The sequence below is a fragment of the Verrucomicrobiaceae bacterium genome (assembly GCA_016713035.1).
Classification (GTDB): Bacteria; Verrucomicrobiota; Verrucomicrobiia; order Verrucomicrobiales; family Verrucomicrobiaceae; genus Prosthecobacter.
This window is the reverse complement of record JADJPW010000007.1, coordinates 39,055-59,896: the sequence shown is the minus strand read 5'-3', so window position 1 is coordinate 59,896 and position 20,842 is coordinate 39,055. Positions and strand designations below refer to the sequence as shown.

Sequence of the window (20,842 nt, the reverse complement as noted above, 5' to 3'; positions counted from 1 at the left end):
GCAGTACCGAGAGCACCGAGTGTGATCGTCGGACAGACCGAAGTGACCATGTAATCTTCCACCTCACCATTTGGTGCAGTCTCTGTTAAGCTAGCTGCTGTGGATAACCTGAAACGAGCCCCTGTGGAGGAAAGAACGGCACCAGCGGGAACGGTTCCCGTGACAATCACATTTTGCAGGGAAGCTGATGAATTGACGACCACCACCGCAGGCTGCTCGCTAGCATCCGCAAAATCACCGTCCCCATTCCAGTCTAAATAGCTGAATAGATTCGCCGCAACGCCCAGGTTGTTGTAAACAGAAACAGTGATGCTGAATGGCTGGCCGCGGGCAAAAACAGGCATGGAGATAATGCCATTTTCATCTGCCCCATCTCCTGTAGCTGTCGAGTTTGGCTGACCATCGCTTTCTGCATCCACGGATGAACCAAGGCGTAGGTTGGCATTGATGTAGTGACGAGGCCCGGAGTCTGAGGCGAGTGTTTGATAGTTCCCTGGACTAGTACCAGAGCCCCCCCGAAATCAGGAAGATCACCCCAGTCACTGTTGGAGTTAATCGTGATTGTGAAGGTTTTAATTGCTGTACAAGAGGGAACCGGATCAGGTATGATCTGAACATCGTCAATCGCACCCCCTTCCATATCAAAGGCGAACTTCAGTGAACCTTCTGGCGGTATGAAACTGAACTCCAGCTGAGTCCAGGTATCGAAGTTTTGCGCTACCGGTGGTGGTGTAGTGTATCGGATGGAGTTAAAAACATGGTTATTGTTACTGCCACGATAGATAGCGATGCTGACCGGATCGCCCGTAAATGGCGGCGGCGGATCGGGTGGCGGCGGATCGGGAAAGGCGTCCCGCAAGGCATATTTGAACCGCACCTTATAGCCGGCCCCTGTAGTAAAACCGCTCACGCTCTGATGCATCCAGCTCGGCACGAAAGGTGAAGCGACAAACTGGCTACCAATAGTCGTATTGCCGTACTGAACGATGTTGTTATGAATACCGTAAATCTGCGCGGCACTTCCGGTACCAGCCAGCGTAGGATTGCCATAGGTCCATCCTGTCACCGATGTTTGAGGTGCAAAGGGGATGCCGTTCCAATTTTGCGTTTCAAAGGAAGGATTAGCCACGGTGACTGCGGATCCTGTGACACCGGAATCGTCCACGGCTACCTGGAAAGTATATGTGCCAGAAGTAGTAGGGGTACCAGTAATGACGCCCGCAGGGGATATAGTCAGACCTGAAGGGAGTGCACCGGTATAAACACGCCAGTTCCCATAAGGTGGTGTTCCCCCAGTGGCAGCAAGGGTCGTGGTGGGATAGACAGCCTGCTCCGTTCCAGTAGGCAGCGAGCTGGCTGTGGTAATGCTAAAGGGTGGACAGACGGCCAGTCGGATTGTGGTTTCGTTGTTACAGCCAAGAGCATCCGTAACTCGGATTGTGAAGACGGAATTTCCATTGGTGGTGCTGGTGCCCGTAAAGACACCTGTTGTGCTCATCGTGATGCCTGGTGGCAGAGTCCCAGATACGACTGAGAATGTGTAAGGATCCTGCCCTCCAGAAGCCGTCAGCGTATAGTTGTAAGCGACGCCATTCGTAGCAGAAGGCAAGGTGGTTTGAGAGACTGAAATGATGGGACAGGGGAGCAGACCGACATCAATTGTGCATTCCTGATTGCCTTGGTTTGTGTTACCAGGTTCTGCACCAGATGATAATGTGAAAGGATAAGAGAAAATCGGCGAACCAACACCTCCAGCTGTCACGATACTTGTGTCATTGAATCCCGAGGAGGTTTGGAATCCGTTGTTATCATCATCCACCCCATCATCGTTACGATTGGACACACAGGTCACGATCGGATAATCGACATTGATGTTATACACCACAGAACCCATATCAAACTGACTCGTGAAGAGCTTATTGGAGACAGGATTTACTTTGATGTAGTAAACCCCGGAAGGGATTTCAGTGAACTCATATTCCCCATTCCAATCCGTAGTAGCAGTTAAGGTTCCAAAGCCACTTTTAATCCCCCCCAAAACTACCCGCCATGATCAATCCACCAGAATTGAGCGTAGAGGCCTTACCACTGCTGACAGGGACATCGTCCTGAGTATTCACAAAGCCATCAGGGCCAGGTGTCCAGAGCTCGATATCAATATTGGGAATTCCAGGGTCTTTAGGCCCCCTGATGCCGTCCTTATCGCGGTCATAGAAAATTAAATTGCCAATCTTGAAGCCACTGGCACCCACAACGAGTGTGTAGTTCTTATCAAATCTGCACCCCGTAGAAGTGTCTGATACACGCACAACAAAGGGATAGCTTCCATTAGCACTAGAGATCGTACCACTGAGCAACCCCGCAGTTGAAAGAGTCAGGCCTGAAGGCAATGCGCCAGATTGAAGCGAGTATGAGTACGTTCCAGAACCACCAGAGGTCGATAGAGTCTGGCTGTAAAAGTCAAACTGAGTACCGTTCGGCAGACTGGCGGGCGAAACTGTGAGAGTCGCACAACCGATGGAAATGAGATGATCCTCGATTTCACCACCATCTCCGGTGCTGACTGCCGTAGCAGAATTGATGGTCGAGACGCGGAATCTAGCCTTCACAGGGCCAAAGGCTGTTGCCGTGCCAAAAGAGAGACTGATGTCCTGCTCCGCCGCACTGGATGCTACAGTAACAGGATTGGTCTGAGCAGCCTCGCCCGCGTCGAGGTTACCGTTCCCGTTCAGATCGACCCAGCCATAGAGGAAGCGATTAACACCCGTGTTATTCAGCACTCGGAGTACCACGTTACCGCTGCTACCTTGAACCAAAGTAGTGCTCAGAACACCATCTTCGTCATCTGTGCCGGTGGTATCGTCAAGGTTAGCGGTAGCGTCTCCAGACTGTGAGGCTTCTCCATCGGGTGCCACACTACCTAGGCGTAAATTTGCCGTGATCGTTGTGCTGGGTATCGGCGTAAAGCCCGTCCCCGTCACGTCTCCGAAATCTAAGGTTGATGCCCCCGCGTTAACGGTAACTGCATAGTCTTCGACTTCGCCTTTGAGAGTGGACGTTCCGCTGAAGGCTGGAGCAGTGCTACCTTCCGTAACTCGAATTCTCAGGTATTTGGTGCCAGCGCTTGTGCCAGCAGGTGGAGTCAGGCTGAAAGTGATGCTGCCTGTGGCAGTGACAGGCTGGGCTGTTTGAGTCTCGCCAGGATCAGCTACATCGCCATCACCATTCCAATCTGCGAATACATTAATGCGGGCCGTAGAATTGCTCAACACGGCTGCACTTGGCAGCACTACTGGGATGACTAGGTTCGTCGCACTGCCAACCGTGAAGGTTGGCATGCTCACGTCGTCATCATCTGCTCCTGTGGTATCGTCCGTATTAGCCGACCCAGTGGTAGGGTTAGATGCCTCTGCGTCCGTAAAAGTTGACCCCATGAAAAGATCAGGCGTGGCCAGCTGGCTCGCTGATGCAAAGCCGGTATGATCGCCAAAATCACTAGCTAAACTCAGAGGAGCTGCACACATTTGGAAATTATCGATCGAGTAATACGAGTCCGGGTTACCAACTCCATTGCTGCCAGCATCAGGATAAAAGAAGCCATTCAACTCCCAGATGTCTCCAAGCAATCTCACGGTATTGGTGCCGGGCATGATGAAAAGATTCTGCGTCATTGTTGCCGTGTAGTCCGCGTAGCCTGCCCGAGTGACCCTCAGTGTATCAGTAGCAAAATCGAGGCTCACAGATCCCGTCCCGAGCTCTCCGTCCACTATAGGAGATGGAAGCACTTGCCCCGTCCCAGTTTTGGTTGATGGAAGCGGCACATTTAATGTCCAAGAGCCGATTCTAAGACGAAGTTTTGCCTCTGTTTGATGTCCCAACACACGGTAATCTAAACTCATGCGCGAAACCTCATACTGGGATGTTCCGGTGAGTGTGAAGTCACCTTTCACCCCCCAGCGGAAGCCAGTTTGTCCAAAGGGCACATTCAGTTGAGCGCTACCACTGCTGAAATCTGCATTGGGCATGTAGCCTCCAGCGGTGATCTCCGAATTATTAGTCCAAGGCTGGATATTAGTCACTGCGGGATTAGCTGCGAGGTCATTTGGATTGGAGGCATCCCATGCCAAATTGAGAAAGTCAGCGCAAGGAGTGACCTGAATGGCATGATCCTCGACTTCTCCTTTCAATGACTGGCTTCCATTGAATAAGGGAGCCGTAGTTCCTTCTGTAATTCGTAGGCGCATATACTTTGTACCAAGCGAAGTGCCCACGGGAGGCGTCATCGAAAAGGTATAGACTCCTGTAGCATTCACAGTCTGCGGAGTGATTGCCTCATTGGCATCTAGAACATCACCATCTCCATTCCAATCAGCCCAAGCCGCGATACGCGCAGTTCCACCGCTCAGCCCGGCAGGATTAACTGTGACAGTGATCGGCACCGATGTGGCACTACCCACTGGAAAGGTTGGCAAAGTCGCTTTTTCATCATCAGTACCAGTCAAATCGTCCATGTTGGCATTGGCATTCGAAGGATCGCTTGATTCTACATCCACAAGGTTCGCGCCCATGCGAATATCCGCACTTACCAACTGTGACGCACTGCTCGATGCATTGTAGTAATGGTCTCCGAAGTCTGTGGATGTCCCAGACACTGTCACCAGATGGTCCTCGATCTCGCCGCCATCTCCTGTGCTCAACGCCGTGGCTGTATTCACCGTCGAAATACGGAATCGGGCCTTCAGAGCCCCGCTTGCTGACGGTGCAGAGAAACTCAGCGCTATATTTTGCTGTCCAGCCATGCTCGATACCGGAACAGGATTATTAGACGAAAACTCCGCTGCACCGAGATTGCCGTTCCCATTGAGATCCAGCCAGCCATATACATAACAGGTAGCCCCAGTATTGTTCAAAACGCTAATGGTCACAATCCCCGCTGCCCCTTGAACGAGAGTGGTGCTCACAAAGCCATCTTCATCATCCGTTCCAGTGGTATCATCCAAATTTGCTGTTGCATTGCCAACTTGGGAGCTTTCACCATCAGGGCCGACAGTACCTAGCCTTAGGTTTGTGGTAATCGTTGTGCTCGGTATTGGCTCGAAGTTGGTCCCCGTCACATCGCCAAAGTCCAACGAGGGCGGTGCTATAGCGATGGTAACTAAATGGTCCTCGATCTCTCCCTGATCCCCCGAGCTCAGCGCGGTGGCGGCATTGCTGGAGGAGATACGAAAACGGGATTTGATACTTCCGTTGGCGGTTGGTGCAGGGAAATTCAGATTGATGTTTTGCTGCGAGGCCGAGGTGGAGACGGAAAGGCCGTTGTTGGTGGCGGCTTCTCCGGCGTCGAGCGCCCCGTTTCCATTTAAATCTACCCACCCATACAGGTACTTCGCGCTGCCAGTGTTGTTTAGCACACTGAGTGTCACAGAGCCGGCTATGGACTGAACGAGATTGACTGTGACGATGCCGTCTTCGTCGTCCCCAGTATTGTCATCCAAATTTGCAGTGGCGTTACCGGCCTGGGATGCTTCTGAATCTGGGGCCACCGTTCCTAGTTGTAGGTTAGCGAGGATATTGGTGCTCGGTATCGGTGTAAATCCCGTCCCAGTCACATCGCCAAAATCAGTGGTGGAAGCTGGTGGGGCGATCGTCAGGGTGAAAAACTTCATCCCTGTGCAGGCCGGAGAACCGGCTGGCGTGATTTCGATCGCATCGACAGCACCACCCTCCATGTCGAATGAGAATACCATACCTGACTGCGCAGGTACAAAAGGCACGTCCAGAGTGGTCCAGGTATCAAAATTCTGCGCAACTGGCGGCGGTGTCGTGTACCGGATCGTACTAAACACTGGGGCCAGTCCAGAAGAGTTATAGCCCGCGACACTGACAGGGTCTCCCGTAAAGGGCGGTGGCGGACTGGGTGGTGGAGGGTCAGAGAACGCATCTCTCAACGCATAACGAAAGCGCAGATTGTATGGCCGGCCCACGGTGAATCCAGTGACTGTCTGCGATAGCCAGCTCGGCACAAATGGTGAGGCAACATACTGCACTCCTTGGCTCGTGTTCCCATACTGAGTCACGTTGTTATGGATTCCGAAGAATTGTGAATTGGTGCTCGTACCTGCCAGCGTTGGGTTACCGAATGTCCATCCAGTGACGGACGACTGCGGAACAAATGGGATGCCATTCCAAGCCTGACTTTCAAAGGAAGCATTGTTCAGTGCAACCGCACTCCCCAAGGAACCAGTATCATCGACGGCGATACCGAAATTAAAAGTTCCATTCACCGAAGGCGTACCACTAATCACCCCCGTGGACGCATTGATCGTCAATCCGCTGGGCAACAGACCTGAATAGACTCTCCAGTTGTTGTAGGGAGCGGTTCCGCCTGATGCATTGAGTGTGGTGGAATAAATCACCCCCTGCGTCCCCGGCGGAAGGGGACTACCACTCGTGATCGTGATCGCTGATGCACACACGGACATCGTCATTGTCGCGATCCCCTCGCAACCCAATGCATCCGTCGCTTTGATCGTAAATGTATAAGTACCGAGTGACGAGGTGGTGCCAGAAAGCGTATCCCCACTCAGAGTCAGGCCTGCGGGGAATGCCCCCGAGATAAGCGAGTAGGTGTAGGCTGCTACCCCACCGGACGCTGTAAACGTATAGCTGTAGGCTACCCCCGATGTGGCAGATGGCACCGTGATTCCAGGAAAGGTGATCACCGGGCATGGACGGAGTCCGATATCGATAGAGTATTCATCATCTGCTCCTCCACTCGGCCCAGGCTCTGTGCCTGCGAGCAACGTGAATGGCATGGTATAAATGGCGTCTCCCCTTACACCTGCCACCATATCAAAAGCTCCCGCGAAACCACTCGATGTTTGAGCACCATTATTATCATCATCAACACCGTCGTCATCACTATACCAGACACTGCTGGCTAACGGGTAATCTAAGTTTAAACTGTAACTACTACCTGCAAAGTTGCTTGCAAATGCATCTCGATCCTTGCCAATGACTTTTAGATAATATGTGCCTGGATTGATTTCTGTGAATTGGTACTGCCCGTACCAGTCCGTGGTAGCTGTCAGGGTCGAGAAACCAGATTTTATGAACCCATTTGCCCCTGCAACTCGGGAGCCGGACGCCGTATCGATATCGCTCGCACTCCCAGATGTCACCGCCACATCATCGCCCGTGAATACCTTGCCATCTGGTCCGATATCCCACAGTTCGAGAGTCACGCCCGGAATACCGATTTCATTCACGTCACGGCGTCCATCGTTGTTTTCATCGTGGAAAACCATGCTCCCGATGGATAACAAAGAAGTCGCTCCGATCGTGATACTTAAATCTGCCCGTTGGTTACAACCGTATTGGTCAGTCGCACCTACGGTAAATGGAAAGGTCCCAGTATCCACTGCGACGTCGCCGTATATTTCGCCCGAACTTGGGTCTAAGCTTAACCCATCAGGCAATACCCCGGCGATTACTTCCCAGTACATTGTTTGTGCGTATCCCGCTCCAGACACAGAAAGGGATGCCCTATATGTTTCTTTAGAAACTGCGTTTGGCAGTGTCGTTGGGGATATCGTCAAGGTCGGGCAATTGACCGTCACCGGGATATCCTCCACTTCGCCTCGGTTCGTAAGCGCTGTGGTATTTGTGAGAGTGGGCGCAATATCTTCCTGCACTCGGATACGCATGTAGTAGGTGCCTGGTGTAGCAGAGGCAGAGCTCGGCATCGAAACGAACCTCTGCCCGGTGGAAGTTACGGAGATCAATGCAGACCGCTCATTGTTCGTCGTTTCGATGGTTCCATTACCATTCCAATCGACCCACATATAGCCGCGAGTTCTTGCATTCAGCCAAGAGCTTGCCGTGCCGCCGATGTAAATCGAGACATCGCGCGGACTTCCCGCATCAAAGGCCGGGCCGACGATGGTTTCATCATCACCTACCGCATCATCTCCGGTTGCAGTCCCATTGGCTGGATTTGCCGCCTCTGCATCTGCTACGGGGCCTGCCGAGGATCCACCGATCCAAAGGATGCTATTGACCGGATTACTTGCCTCACCGAATCCGTTGTAGTCACCGTAATCTCGTGTGGCTTGTGCAAAAAGGCTCGTCGCCAGCATCAATAGGCAACTCTGCACGACCCAGTACAAACGGCGACTTTTGGAAAGCTCTGAAGCTACCCTCGTCGTTTGTAGATGCTTTGGTTTTAGTGCGTTCACAAAGTGCGATTCAGATTTTTTGGTTTCAGTTGCCTTTGTTCTGTACGCCCGCGCCTCATTGCTAGGAATCCCACCACCACCAGCACTAGCCCTGATGGCTCAGGCACTTGATGTGTCTGGATCGTAAAGGCTCCACCCGGCAGCACATGCGCGATTCCCGCTCCCTGGACGCCGTTCACAGCCCCAAAAATCACTGTGTCCAGATCGCGTGTCTGCCAGTCGAATAGGTCATCTTCCGTCTGGAGCGATGGGTCAGGGAAAATCCAATCGTTGAGGATGTTTGATGCCGTATCTGTGTCCGTCAGTAGCGCCCACTCTGTATTGGAATCCAGCGTCATCGTATTAAACACCCACAGATAGGCCTGCGTCCCCTCTGGGAAAAAGTGTGTGGGGTTCGATCCCGAATAGGACGATGTCGAATTCGACTGATGATTCACTATGCCTTCCAAAAACTGGTCGGCGACATTCCAGCCGCGACCAGTGTATGCGCGGTCAAACACCTTCCAGTTCGCTTGCCACGAACTCATGTTCTCCGCTGTCGGAACAAAGGCAGGGTCAAAAGCCCCCAGCTCAAAGGTGAATCCGGCATCCAATGGGTTCGCATAACTGTCCAGCAGTGTGTCATTGGTTATCGAGCACCAATAAATCGTACTGGCTGACGCCCCGCTCTCATAGAGACAAAAAATTCCCATTACCGCCGCCATGGCATGGCAACGCCAGGCACTGCATCCCTCCCACAAACCTCCTGCACGCATAATGCCCGGCCAGGTGGCTGATTCAGCACCTTCCGTAGCTCCTCGAACAGAGCTGGGCATTTTTATAAATTTTGTATTTAAGTCCATTTTCAGTGAAAATCGACGTGTCAGCGAATTGTCTTCAATTTGTCATTAGTGAAGGTGTAAAAACATAAAGGCAGGCCACCAAGGGAGGGCGAGCTGGGCTTTTTGTCAGTTTTTAGCATGAATATTATAATTAATATGAAACCATTGTATTTTTATCGGAGATCATTGCAACAACTTTGTCCTGATAATTACAGTTATATTGATAAACATGTTTTAACCTATTAAAATTTAAAAATTGAGCTGTAATGGCGATCATGGTAAGCCGCCGCCCCTTCCATTTGAGTCCTTTTCTACTCTTTGAAACCGCCCTCAGCCTATTTGAGCTCTCCATTTAGCCGAGCGTTCCCCTTCCCTTGCCCCGGTCACTGAGCCCCCTCTCGCCCTTGTGGCAGGCTCCAAGTGAGGCCTCCTGCCAATTTCCTGGCCAGCAGGTATGCTGTGAGATTACAGTGCATTTGCACCTTCCTCATGTGATCTCACCAGCCTCCAGATTTACAGTTTATCAGCCGCTCATCGTCTCCCTCCTGAGCCTCCTTTTGGTCGCCTGTGGGCCCCAGCGGCAGCGGGCGGACTTGGTCTTCGTGCAGAGTGCTGAGCCAGAGACCATCGACCCCGCGCTCGTTTCGGATCAGGTCAGCATGCGCCTCGCCTCGGCACTCTTTGAGGGCCTCTGCCGCCTAGACGCTGCTGGCCAGCCAGAGCCCGGCATGGCCCACCGCTGGGATATTTCCCCGGACCGAAAGACTTACACCTTCCACCTGCGCCGGGGCATCACCTGGACAGATGGCAGGCCCATCACTGCGCAGGATTTTGTCACCTCCTGGCTCCGCGTGTTGCGTCCAGAGACCGGTGCGGACTACGCCGCTCTACATCACGTCATCCGGGGTGCCAAAGACTACACCGAGGGCAAAAAGCCTGCCCCAGACTGCGTCGGAGTCCGTGCCGTGGATGAAGAGACCCTCCACGTCGAGCTGGAGAATCCGGCGCCCTACTTCATCGACCTCTGTGCCTTCCCCACCTTTGTCCCCGTGCGGCAGGATGTGATCCAGCGCCACGGCAGCGCCTGGATCAAGCCCACCCACCTCATCGGCAATGGAGCCTACCTGCTCGATGACTGGCGGATCGACGACCACATCCGCCTTCGCAAGAACCCCGCTTACTGGGATGCCGCCCACGTCAAAATGACCACCATCGAGGTCAAGCCCATCCAAGACGCCAACACCGCCCTCAATTTCTTCCTCACCGGCCAGTGTGACCTCCTCATGGATAAAGGCATGATGCCGCCCTCCCTCGCGGATGAGCTCAAAAAACGGCCCTGGTTCCACACGGGCACCTTCCTCGGCACCTGGTTCGTCCGCATGAATACCACACGCCCGCCCTTCACCGATCCACGCGTCCGTCAGGCCTTCGCCCTCGCGGTGGACAAGCGCCGCATCGTCGAAAACATCACCAAGCTCGGCGAGGCACCCGCCAGCAGCCTCACGCCACCCGGTGCCGGGCAGAATTACCAGCCCCCGCCCGGCCTCGATCTGGATATAGCCCGCGCCCGCCAGCTCCTCGCCGATGCCGGCTTTCCTGGCGGCAGAGGCTTCCCCCTCGTCGAATACCTCTACATCCCCATCCCAATCGAGCGCAGCCTCGCCATCGAACTCCAGTCCATGTGGGCAAAGCACCTCGGCGTCCAAATCAGCCTCAAAAAGCAGGAGCAAAAAATCTGGCTCAACAGCATGCGAGACCTCGATTACCACCTCTGCCGCAGCAGTTGGGTCGGCGACTACAATGATCCCTCCACCTTCCTGGACATGTTTCACTCCAGCAGCGGCAACAACCACAGCGGCTGGAAAAATCCCACCTACGACGCCCTCCTCGCCGCCGCCGCCCGCGAAGGCGACCCCACCCAGCGCAACGCCCACTTCCAGCAGGCCGAGCAGCTCCTCATCCGCGATCAGGCCGCCATTTTGCCCATCTACTTCTACGTCGGCATCCAGTTCTACCACGACCGCCTCACCGGCGTGCGGCCAAACCTCATCGACGAGCACCCCTCCCGCTGCATGGCCTGGAAATAAGCCCAACGCCTGCAAAAAGACCACGCTGCCATCGTTCCCAGCACCTCATGAAAAACATCACCCTCCTCTTGCTCACGCTCTCCACCGCACTCCCCGTGCTCCGTGCAGAAGACACCCCACTGCTCGCCATCCCTGGAGCCGTCATCTACGAATCCAAGCTCGACGCTGCCCCCGCCGCCCCGTGGAAGGCTGCCAAAGGCAAATGGGAGCTCAAAGACGGCGTCACCCGCGGCTCCGAGCTCGTCGAGGACAAGCACGGTGCCGTCTCACGCCTGCCCAACAAGCTCCAGGACTTCACCATCGAATACGAGTTCAAATTCGAAGGCGCACGCTCCACCAGCCTCAGCATCAATGCCGTCAAGGACCACATGGCACGCATCATGATCACCCCCAAGTCCATCACCATCCAGCGTGACGACAATGACCACGAAGGCCCCGATAAAGCCATCGTCTTCGCACGCTTCCCCGCCGATCTCGCTCCTGGCACCTGGCACAAAGTCCGCCTCGACATGGTCGGCGACACCATGTTCGGCAAAGTCGATGACCACGCCGCTTGGGGCAGCAGCGAGCTCTTCAAAACCGCCAAATCCGCACCCGGCTTCACCGTCGGTGGCCAGTCCGTCGATTTCCGAAACTTCACCCTCCGCTCGGCTGCCCTCAACCCCGCCTGGGAATCCATCAAAGCCACCCTCCCCAAGCCCGGCGAAAAAGTCGCCCCAGCCGCCGCCCCCAAAGCCGCCGCCCCCAAAGCCGCCGCCCCCAAAGCCGGGGCAGGCAAAGCAAAAGGCAAAGGCAAGGCCGCTGCCAAAAAGAAGGCTGAATAAGCCGTATATAGCTGCGTGCCCACCCACGCCACTATCCTGATCGTCCTCCTCACGACCGCCTCCGCCACCACGGTGAAGGCGGTCGATTATTTAAAGGACATCAAGCCCCTCCTCCGTGAGCGCTGCTACGCCTGCCACGGAGCCCTCAAGCAAAAAGGCGGCCTCCGACTCGACACCGTCACCACTTTAAAAACCGGCGGCGACAGCGGTGATGCCACCCAGCACCTCCTCGACCGCGTCCTCACCACCGACCTCGACGAGCGCATGCCGCCAGAGGGCGAAGGCTCCGCCCTCACCCCCGCCCAAGTCGCCCTCCTCCGTGCATGGATCAGCGCCGGAGCCCCCGGCATCCCTGGAGAGCAGCCCGAGGCAGACCCCCGCGCCCACTGGGCCTACCAGCCCATCAAAAACAGCGGAAAAACCATCGACGCACTCCACACCGCCCACCTCCGCGCTCGCAAACTCCAGCCCCAGCTCCCAGCTCCGCACTCCATCTACCTCCGCCGCCTCTACCTCGATCTCACCGGCCTCCCGCCCGATCCCGCCGCCCTCACTGACCCCGCAAACACATCCGCCGAACAAATCACCGACCGCCTCCTCGCCTCTCCCCAATACGGAGAGCGCTGGGCACGCCACTTCATGGACATCTGGCGTTACTGCGACTGGTACGGCCTCGGCGATCAGCTCCGCCACAGCCAAAAACACCTCTGGCACTGGCGTGACTGGATCATCGAAAGCCTCAATGCCGACAAAGGCTATGACCACATCATCCTCCAGCAACTCGCCGCCGACGAGCTCGCCCCTGAAGACCGCGCAAACCTCCGCGCCACCGGCTACCTCGCCCGCAGCTACTACCTCTTCAACCGCACCACCTGGCTCGATGAAACCATCGAGCACACCTCCCGCTCCCTCCTCGGACTCACCATGCAGTGCGTCAAATGCCACGACCACAAATACGACCCCATCGAGCACGCCGACTACTACCGCCTCCGCTCCATCTTCGAGCCCCTCCACGTCCGGCTCGATCCCCAGCCAGGCAGCACCGATCTCGAAAAAAACGGCCTCCCCCGCGTCTTCGACCTCCACCTCACCCGCCCCACCTACCGCCACATCCGTGGCGATGACAAAAACGAGGACAAAACCCGCCCCATCACCCCCGGAATACCCGCCGTACTCGCCTTTGCCAGCTTCCAGCCTCAAACCATCACCCTCCCCCAAGCCGCCGCCCAGCCCTCCACGCTCTCCTTTGTCCTCCCAGACCAACTCCAGGCCACTTTGGCCGAAAAAGGCCGCCTCGGGCAACTCCACGCCCATCTCATCCAATCCATCGCCGCAGCCGAAAAAGACCCCAAATACGCCCAAGCCGCCGCCATCGCCCAAGCCGCCTACAACCTCGAAAAAGCCCAAATTCAGCTCACCCAGCTCGATCCCAAAAAAGACCCCAAAAAGCACCAAGCCGCCCAGACCGCCCTCACCGCCGCCCAAAAGCAATTCACCGCCCCTGGCAGCTCCTACACACCGCTCCCCATCACTCTGAAGGCCCAAGAAGGCCCCGATGAAAAAACCAACGCCACCATCCAGACCTACCCCACCACCAGCACCGGCCGCAGACTCGCCCTCGCCCGCTGGATCACCGACAAACGCCATCCCCTCACCGCACGCGTCCTCGTCAACCACGTCTGGACACGCCTCACCGGCAGTAGTTTCGTCCCCGACGTCAGCGACTTCGGCCTCCGTGCCCCCGCACCCGCCCAGCAAGACATCTTAGACACCCTCGCCGCTGGCTTCATGGACAACGGCTGGAGCCTCAAATGGCTCATCAAACAAATCGTCCTCAGTGACCTCTACCGCCGCAGCTCCAGCAACGCCGCCGCTGACCCTGCCACCCTCGCCGCCGACCCCGACAACACCCACCTCTGGCGCATGAATCCCCGCCGGCTCGAATCCCAATCCGTCCGCGACGCCCTCCTCCACCTCAGCGGCCAGCTCGATCTCACCCTCGGCGGCCCCAGCCTCGATCCCGGCAAATCCGAAACCATCCCCCGCCGCAGCATCTACTTCATCCAGACACCCGACACCGAGCACCGCTTCCTCGGAGCCTTCGACAACGCCAACGTCCTCGAATGCTACCGCCGCAACGAAAGCGTCGTCCCCCAGCAAGCCCTCGCCCTCACCAACAGCCAGCTCAGCCGCAAAACCGCCGACACCCTCGCCGCCCAGCTCGGCAAACTCCCCCCCACCGACTTCATCCACCACGCCTTCCTCAGCATCCTCAACCGTCCCCCCACAGACAAAGAGCAGCGCATCAGCCAAACCGCCCTCCAGCACCTCCACAACAACCACGCCCACTTCATCCAAGCCCTCCTCAACCACAACGACTTCGTCACCCTCCGATAACCGCACCATAGGCAACAGATCAGATCCAAGTCAGCCCCATATCCACGAGCATGATGTCGGGTGCTGATGATGCGTTGCCGGAGATCCAGAGAAAGTGCTGCCATGCTTGCTTATAAAGCTCTCACATATTCATTCCTCATTATTACTTAATTTGCTCTAACTCACTCCGGTGAATGCGCGACTATCATATCTTTGTCGAAACGCTGATCGCTACCGTCTGCAAAGTATATCACGGAGAGCTTAGGGCACGAGTAAACAAAGCGAATCTCTGCGGCTATCTCACCGTTTTTGACTTCGCGGTAAAACAAAGTGCCGCTTGTGCAGATTAGGTCCAAGTCGACTTTAGCGTCACGCTCCAACTTTTGTATCAGGTCGTTGAAGGTTGAACCGGGTTGAAAAGAGGGATCGATTTTGCTCCGCAGCATGACTTGGCGGTTCAAGTGCCGCAGAATTGCTATCGCGACCTCCCTCTGAGCATCAGGCCGAGGCCCAAAATCGATGCAGAAGAGTGCGATAACAACCGCCAAAAAAAGGAGGCTCAGTTTGGTGCGCATAGAATAAAAAAGTGCCCACGTCACCCGATCGCCTCATCAAACCGTGCGATCAGCTCCTGGGTATCCTCCAAGCCCGCAGAGACACGGATCAGCCAGCGGCTCACACCCACACTCTCCACCCACGGCAGCTCATCATAGTGCGCTAATAGCGTGTAGGGGCACACCAGCGTGAAGTTCGTCCCCAGGCTCGGGCCTTTACAGAGGCGCAGCGCATCATAGACACGCGGACTCATCGTCTCTGGATTCTTCAGCGTGAAGGAAAACAGGCATCCGTAGCCGCCATCCGCACGCCGGATGAACTCATAACCACGGCCTCCCTCCCACCGCGCATGCCACACGCGATCCACCGCTGGATGCGCCCGCAGATGCTCCGCCAGCGCCAGCGCATTCGCACTCATCACCGCAGCACGTTGTACGAAGTCGCGGCTATTGGCCTCCAGTGCCACCGCATCCCCGCGCCATAGCTCATGGTCTGCATGCGCCTTCAAAAAGGCAGAAAACGCCGCGTAATGCACCGAGCGCCGATTCAGCACCACACCGCCCGCCAGCACATCTCCTTCGCCGGAGAAACTCTTCGTCAGACTCGTCGTCACCACATCCGCCACGCGATGCGCATCCACATGCGCCACCGTCGAGATCGTATCATCGACGATCAGTGGCACCTCGGGCCTCGTTTCCGCCCGGATCGCCAGTAGCCGCTCAAAATCCACGCAGCGCAGCAGCGGATTGCTCGGTGCCTCGCAGAACAGACCCGCCAGCGGCTCTCGCAGCATCAGCGCACGCAGCTCCTCATACTCAGCATCATGCGTCATTGGCAAAAAGTGCGCCCCACTGCCGAAGCGCTGCTGCAGCTTCAGCACATCCACATACGGGAAATCGAGCTGCGCCGTCTTCCGCCCCGGAAACAGCGTCGTCAGCATGCGGTGCACCGCAAAATTCGCCGCCATGCCACTGGGAAAGAGAAACACATCCTCCGGCCCCTGACCCGCCAGCGCCGCGATGCGGGCACGGATCACTTCATTCGCCACACGGCCCTCCTCCTCCGTCACCGTGCTCCGCCAGGTGCCCAGCGCATCCGCCGCCTGCCGTGTGCTCACGCACTCACCGCAAAAGCGCCAGAAGCGCCGTGCCTCCGCATACGTCTCCGCTGGAAAAATCGCCACACCCAACTCCGCCGCCGTCCAGCTCAGAGAGCGGCCACTTTGGATAAAATCCACACAGCGCTGCGCATGCACCAGCCTGGGGAAAACCAGGCAGCGCTCCCCCTCGCGGGCGAATTCACGTTCCGCCGCCAAAAACAGCGCACTGATCGCCGGTGGGCAGCAGAAGCGCGGATAGCCGCTCTGGAATTTTGACACGATATCCGCGTCGCCTTCCTCATAGCCGATCACATGCCGCCACAGCGGCAAGCACACCGAAACGCCAAACTCATGCGGCGGAATCGCCATCCCGAGATCCTCGGCATGGCACAGCGGATTTTGGAGCAAGTCGATCATCGCTGTGTTCCTCATTTCCCCTTCAGTGCACGATCAATATCCGCCCATAGATCCTCCACATGCTCGATCCCCACGGAGAAGCGCACCAGACTATCGGTCACGCCAGCCGCCTCGCGGACATCTTTCGGGAAAGATGCATGCGTCATGCTCGCCGGATGCGCCACCAGGCTCTCGATCCCTCCCAGGCTCTCCGCCTGCGTGAAAAGCCGCAGACGGCGGATGAAATCGAGCGTCTTCGCGTAACTCAGGCCGAAATCCGCCAGCAGCATGCCACCGCCCAGCTTCATCTGCTTCTTCGCCAGCTTATACTGCGGGTGACTGGTCAAAAACGGGTACTTCACGCCTTTCACCCCTTTGCGGCCTTCCAGCCTCTTCGCCAATTCCAGCGCATTGGAGCTATGACGCTCCATTCGCACCGCCTCCGTCTTTGCACCGCGAGCGACCAGCCACGCATCAAACGGACTCGGCTGCAAACCGAGTGCTTTTTGCGCAAAAATCATCTTTTCCTGCCACTCCGCATGGTTCGTGCACACCGCACCTCCCAGGCAATCGCTGTGGCCATTCGTGTACTTCGTCGTACTGATCTGTGAAAGGTCCGCGCCCAGATCCAGCGGCTGCTGGAGCAAGCTGGAGGCAAACGTATTATCCACCGCCACCACGCTACCCACCTTATGCGCCGCATCGGAGATCGCCTTGATGTCCAAAACCTTCAAAAGCGGATTCGTCGGCGACTCCAGCCACACCAGCGCCGGTTTCAGGTCCTTGATGAGCGCATAGTTCGCCGGATTGGTCAGGTCCGCGTATTTGATCTTGATATCAAAACGGCGCAGCACCCTCTCAAACAGCCGATACGTCGCACCGTAGATCTGTTGCTCACTGAGGATCGTATCCCTCGCTTTGAGCGAAAACATGATCGCGCTGATGCTGCTGATGCCGCTGGCGAAAATGGTGCAATGCTGCGCATTCTCCAGGGAAGCCAGCGTGGCCTGTAGGTTGCGGAAATTCGGGTTACCAGAGCGCGTGTAATCAAAACCGCCCGGATTCCCCGTCTCGAAAGTCGAGGTCATATAAATGGGCGGGATCACAGCGCCCGTTTCACTACGCCAATCCTGCCCGACGTGGATAGCGCGGGTCTCAAAGCGTGCGTCAGCGGGGATAGTGGGATCGTCCTTCATGCGCCTGCATGCATGGCGCTCAGAATTAGCTTTGCAAGGGGGTGGATGCAGTTCGCGACCGTGCGAGTTTTGCCGGATTCATCGTTGCACATCCTTGACGAGATGTTCGATGGACTTGGTTAGGCCTTTTTTCTTCGCCAACCACCAGAGAATGATTTGGCGATGTTTGCCTTCGGGGAAGAAGGCGCGGGAGGGATGCGAATCGTCCGAGCTTTGCAGCCAGTGCTGCGCGGCGGTGGGGAAATTGTCTCCCTTTGCAGCACACATGGCGGCGAAGTGGCGAAGGATCGGTTCTTGTTTGCTGCCATAGGCGTCCAGCACTAGCGGCAGGACCTCTTTTTCAAAGGAGTCGGATGCCTTGGTGAGCATGGCATGCTGCGTGGCAAAAACAGCAGGGTGGAGATGCGGGGGGTGCGCTTTGTCAGCCGTGAAGAGATGGACTCTGATGATATCCGGGGATTTGCGGTCCGTGATGCGGTGGGCTTGTAGGAGCCGCAGAGCCTCTTGGTAAAATGGCTCCAAATCGTCGCCATTTGCCCATGCGGCGGTCATTCCAAGTGAAAAGCCGGTGACGGCGAGTTCGGGGAACTTCAGGTAGGCAGCACGAAGTCCGTGGAAGGCTTTACGGAAGTCTTCTGGGTAAGGATTGCCCGACTCGTAAGATAACGGAATAAGTCCGACGAAGGTCTTAGCATACGGATCACCTGATGAGCATCCAATCAGGCCCCCATCGAGCCAGTGTGTTTGTTGAAGAGGTTTGCGAGCTGTGTGACGTCTCTCCAACCATGCGGTGAGAAGATGTATGCTGGCGAGTCGGGCTTCCGGTGAGTTTACGGCACCATTGCCTGCGCCACACTGGGTCGAAAGAGCTTGGAGGCACAACGGTAATTCGGAAGGTGGGATGCTCTCCATAAGCGCAAGACCTGCGGACACGTCCTTGCGGGCACGCATGACGGCAAGTCTGCGCAACAAATGCGGGTGCCTATTACCTTCCTGGTAGGCAGTCTCGTAGGCAGCGGTGGCTTCATCGCAGCGCCCGCGCATTTCGAAAATAGCGCCACGATGCGCAGCATCTGCGGTTCCGGCATAGCGAGTGATCGCGTCTTCGATTAGGGCAGGCTCTCGCGAAAGTGGTTCGTAATCGAAATGCAGGCCGACATAGGCCCCGTCAGCTGGGGAGAAGCTGAGCCAGGAGTCTGCAGCGAAAGCGAGATAGCGACGCAGCTCCTCGGCAGCGGCGGGCTTGTTTTTGTTCTGCAGATGTTTGTCAACGGTGTTGCGGCTGACACGGGCCACTTCACGGCTGGCATGGATCTGGTCGTGAGCGTTTTTGCTGCGAAATGATTCTCGGCGCGAACTGCGCGGGCGACTCCCCAGCCTGGAAAAGTCCGATAGTTGTTGAAGAACATCGTGCCCGCCGCATTCACGCTGGCCCAGCCTGGACGGGCCTGGGCCACCCCGAGCAGTGCGGCGAGTTTTGGGTGAGCTTCTTTGACCTGACTAGCCAGCTCCGAGAGGCCTTTCTCCGAGTGAACAGGGATGCGATCCTCCTCCAGCCAGCGAGTGATGCGTTCCGCGATGGCGCTGCGAATGATGTCTGCTTTCGGAAGTCGGGCGAGATCAGCAAGTGTGCCGGGCGAGGCAAAACCGAGTCTGGAGATCACACCGGGCAGTTTTTGCAACGTCTGCTCGGATTTCGATGTGTGAGCCGCTGCATTCAGGGCGAGTTCGGGGTAGTCCGGGGCGAAAAGCTCGAAGCAGTGACGGAGGCGCTCAGGAGTGGGCTCATCGCCGGGGAAATAATAAATGATGCGGCTTGTCATGCCTCCAGCGCCCTGAAACTGATCTTGATCGAGATACCATGAGGCATGCAGGGCGACGTTCGAGGCGTGTTTGCGGAGATAGGTGCCGTCCACACGCGGACGGTACTCTTCGATCGGAACGAAGAGGAGGTCTTTCGCATTTGGGAAGCCTAGGCCGTGCAGCCTAACATGGAGTACTTCTTGTTCCTTGGGTGTGAGCAGATGCACGAGTGAGCGTAGGTGGGTGAAGGCGTGTAGAGGAAGCTCGTCGAGCGACCTCGGCAAGGTGTGGTCATCCGTCCATGGGTACATCTGGCCTTTGGCACGGGATTCGATGCGGTAGCGGTAGGCATAAGCGTCGCTGATGACTCCTGCGATATATAGCCAGATATATGTATCTCTCGGCAGCGGGACATGGCTCCAGGCAGGGATGGAAAGTCTTCGAGGCAAGCTGCGGTCTGCTTTTTTCATGTCTAGCAGCTCCAGCCATGTGTGCACAGCTTCGTGGACGAGTCCTTCCTCCTCCTGGGTGATCGCGAGCATGGTACGGAGCCGGAAATCGCCTGGATGAGCCACGCATTGCTGCTGAAGCAGGGTGAGCATTCGCTGCCATTCATTGCAAACAAGCAGCGCCCCGGCCACGCGCAGCACATCCTCGGCATCCCAAACCGATTCGGGCTGCGATTGTTCGTAAAGACGCAAACCTTGCTCCACACTTCCCCAGGTCAATTCGTCCGCCGCGAGCCAGCGGCGTGCTCGCGTGCACGTGTCCAACTTCACGGCCGATTCGAGCGTAGCGTGCATGGATTCAAACAGCAGTGACTCCTCCTGATAGCGAGCGAGTTCGAGTAGAGTGTCCACTTGCTGGCTAGGGAGCTTCGCGGCCTCGCGGACGCATTCATCCTGCTTTTTCTCATCGCCTGCGCCGGCATGAAGCGCGGCGAGTCGGAGCCAGTGGATGACATCTGGCGGCTGCGCGCCCCATTCGCGTAGAATGCGGTCGAAATCGTCTGTGGTAGCTGCATTCGCCCCGATGAGGCGTGCATGCCTGAGCTGATCACGCAGGCTTTGAGCCTCTGAGTAAAGGACCAGGTGGCGCTGGAGCCTCTCTGGGGAGTTTTCTTCGAACGCGGCGATTTCGGCTGCATCCTGCCGGAGTTGTAGGTCCTTTGAGAAACGCTGCTCCGCCTCCCTCAACACGGCCATGGCCTCCGGCGCAGCTCCTAGTCGCATGAGGCGCAGCGCCTCGTCACTCCAAGCACGCGAATCCTGCGCAGAAAGGTGCTTCCACCACTTTTCATGTTGAGTGTGGCTTTGAGCTAAACCGGTAATCGTAGCCGCGAGGAGCAGGAGAAGTGCAAAAGCGGTTTTCATGGCATGCAGTGCAACAGCGCTGCATCTTTTACTCCCTCCAGCACCAAAGCGGCCAGCTTTTTCATCGAGTTCTGT

The 20,842-nt window shown here is 56.5% G+C and carries 11 protein-coding genes; 3 read left to right on the top strand and 8 right to left on the bottom strand.

Going from position 1 to position 20,842, the window contains the following annotated elements; all coding sequences use genetic code 11:
- Positions 1–253 precede the first annotated feature (253 nt).
- Genes IPK32_19625 through IPK32_19615 form a run of 3 tightly spaced genes read right to left on the bottom strand, consistent with a single transcriptional unit; the run spans position 254 to position 9,079 of the window.
- Positions 254–2,038 carry a putative Ig domain-containing protein gene (locus IPK32_19625; GenBank protein MBK8094115.1) on the bottom strand — a complete coding sequence of 595 codons (1,785 nt, stop codon included), beginning with the start codon at positions 2,036–2,038 and terminating at the stop codon, positions 254–256.
- Complete coding sequence (locus IPK32_19620) at positions 2,025–8,237, bottom strand: putative Ig domain-containing protein (protein MBK8094114.1); 6,213 nt, start codon at positions 8,235–8,237, stop codon at positions 2,025–2,027. The genes IPK32_19625 and IPK32_19620 overlap by 14 nt, the downstream gene beginning before the upstream one ends.
- Positions 8,234–9,079, bottom strand: coding sequence for a hypothetical protein (locus tag IPK32_19615; GenBank protein ID MBK8094113.1), 846 nt, complete (start codon positions 9,077–9,079; stop codon positions 8,234–8,236). The genes IPK32_19620 and IPK32_19615 overlap by 4 nt, the downstream gene beginning before the upstream one ends.
- A 473-nt stretch (positions 9,080–9,552) precedes the next feature.
- Between IPK32_19615 and IPK32_19610 the strand changes: the two genes are divergently transcribed.
- Genes IPK32_19610 through IPK32_19600 form a run of 3 tightly spaced genes read left to right on the top strand, consistent with a single transcriptional unit; the run spans position 9,553 to position 14,366 of the window.
- Entirely contained in the window at positions 9,553–11,145 is a 1,593-nt protein-coding gene (locus tag IPK32_19610; GenBank protein MBK8094112.1) for a peptide ABC transporter substrate-binding protein, read from the top strand.
- Positions 11,146–11,192: 47 nt separating this feature from the next.
- Positions 11,193–11,969, top strand: coding sequence for a hypothetical protein (locus IPK32_19605; GenBank protein MBK8094111.1), 777 nt, complete (start codon positions 11,193–11,195; stop codon positions 11,967–11,969).
- Positions 11,970–12,002: 33 nt separating this feature from the next.
- Complete coding sequence (locus IPK32_19600; protein MBK8094110.1) at positions 12,003–14,366, top strand: PSD1 domain-containing protein; 2,364 nt, start codon at positions 12,003–12,005, stop codon at positions 14,364–14,366.
- A gap of 161 nt (positions 14,367–14,527) precedes the next feature.
- Here the strand turns inward: IPK32_19600 and IPK32_19595 are convergent, their stop codons facing one another.
- From IPK32_19595 to IPK32_19575, 5 genes are all read right to left on the bottom strand, one after another.
- Entirely contained in the window at positions 14,528–14,920 is a 393-nt protein-coding gene (locus IPK32_19595; GenBank protein MBK8094109.1) for a hypothetical protein, read from the bottom strand.
- Between the two features lie 20 nt (positions 14,921–14,940).
- The gene (locus IPK32_19590; protein MBK8094108.1) at positions 14,941–16,416 is read right to left on the bottom strand and encodes a PLP-dependent transferase; all 1,476 of its coding nucleotides are present in this window, start codon (positions 16,414–16,416) and stop codon (positions 14,941–14,943) included.
- Between the two features lie 11 nt (positions 16,417–16,427).
- Positions 16,428–17,591 (bottom strand): PLP-dependent transferase, encoded by a 1,164-nt coding sequence (locus IPK32_19585; GenBank protein MBK8094107.1) that lies wholly within the window; start codon positions 17,589–17,591, stop codon positions 16,428–16,430.
- 78 nt (positions 17,592–17,669) lie between these two features.
- The gene (locus tag IPK32_19580) at positions 17,670–18,635 is read right to left on the bottom strand and encodes a hypothetical protein (GenBank protein ID MBK8094106.1); all 966 of its coding nucleotides are present in this window, start codon (positions 18,633–18,635) and stop codon (positions 17,670–17,672) included.
- Positions 18,636–18,700: 65 nt separating this feature from the next.
- A complete protein-coding gene (locus IPK32_19575) occupies positions 18,701–20,767 on the bottom strand; it encodes a hypothetical protein (protein ID MBK8094105.1) in 2,067 nt (688 codons plus the stop codon).
- Positions 20,768–20,842 lie beyond the last annotated feature (75 nt).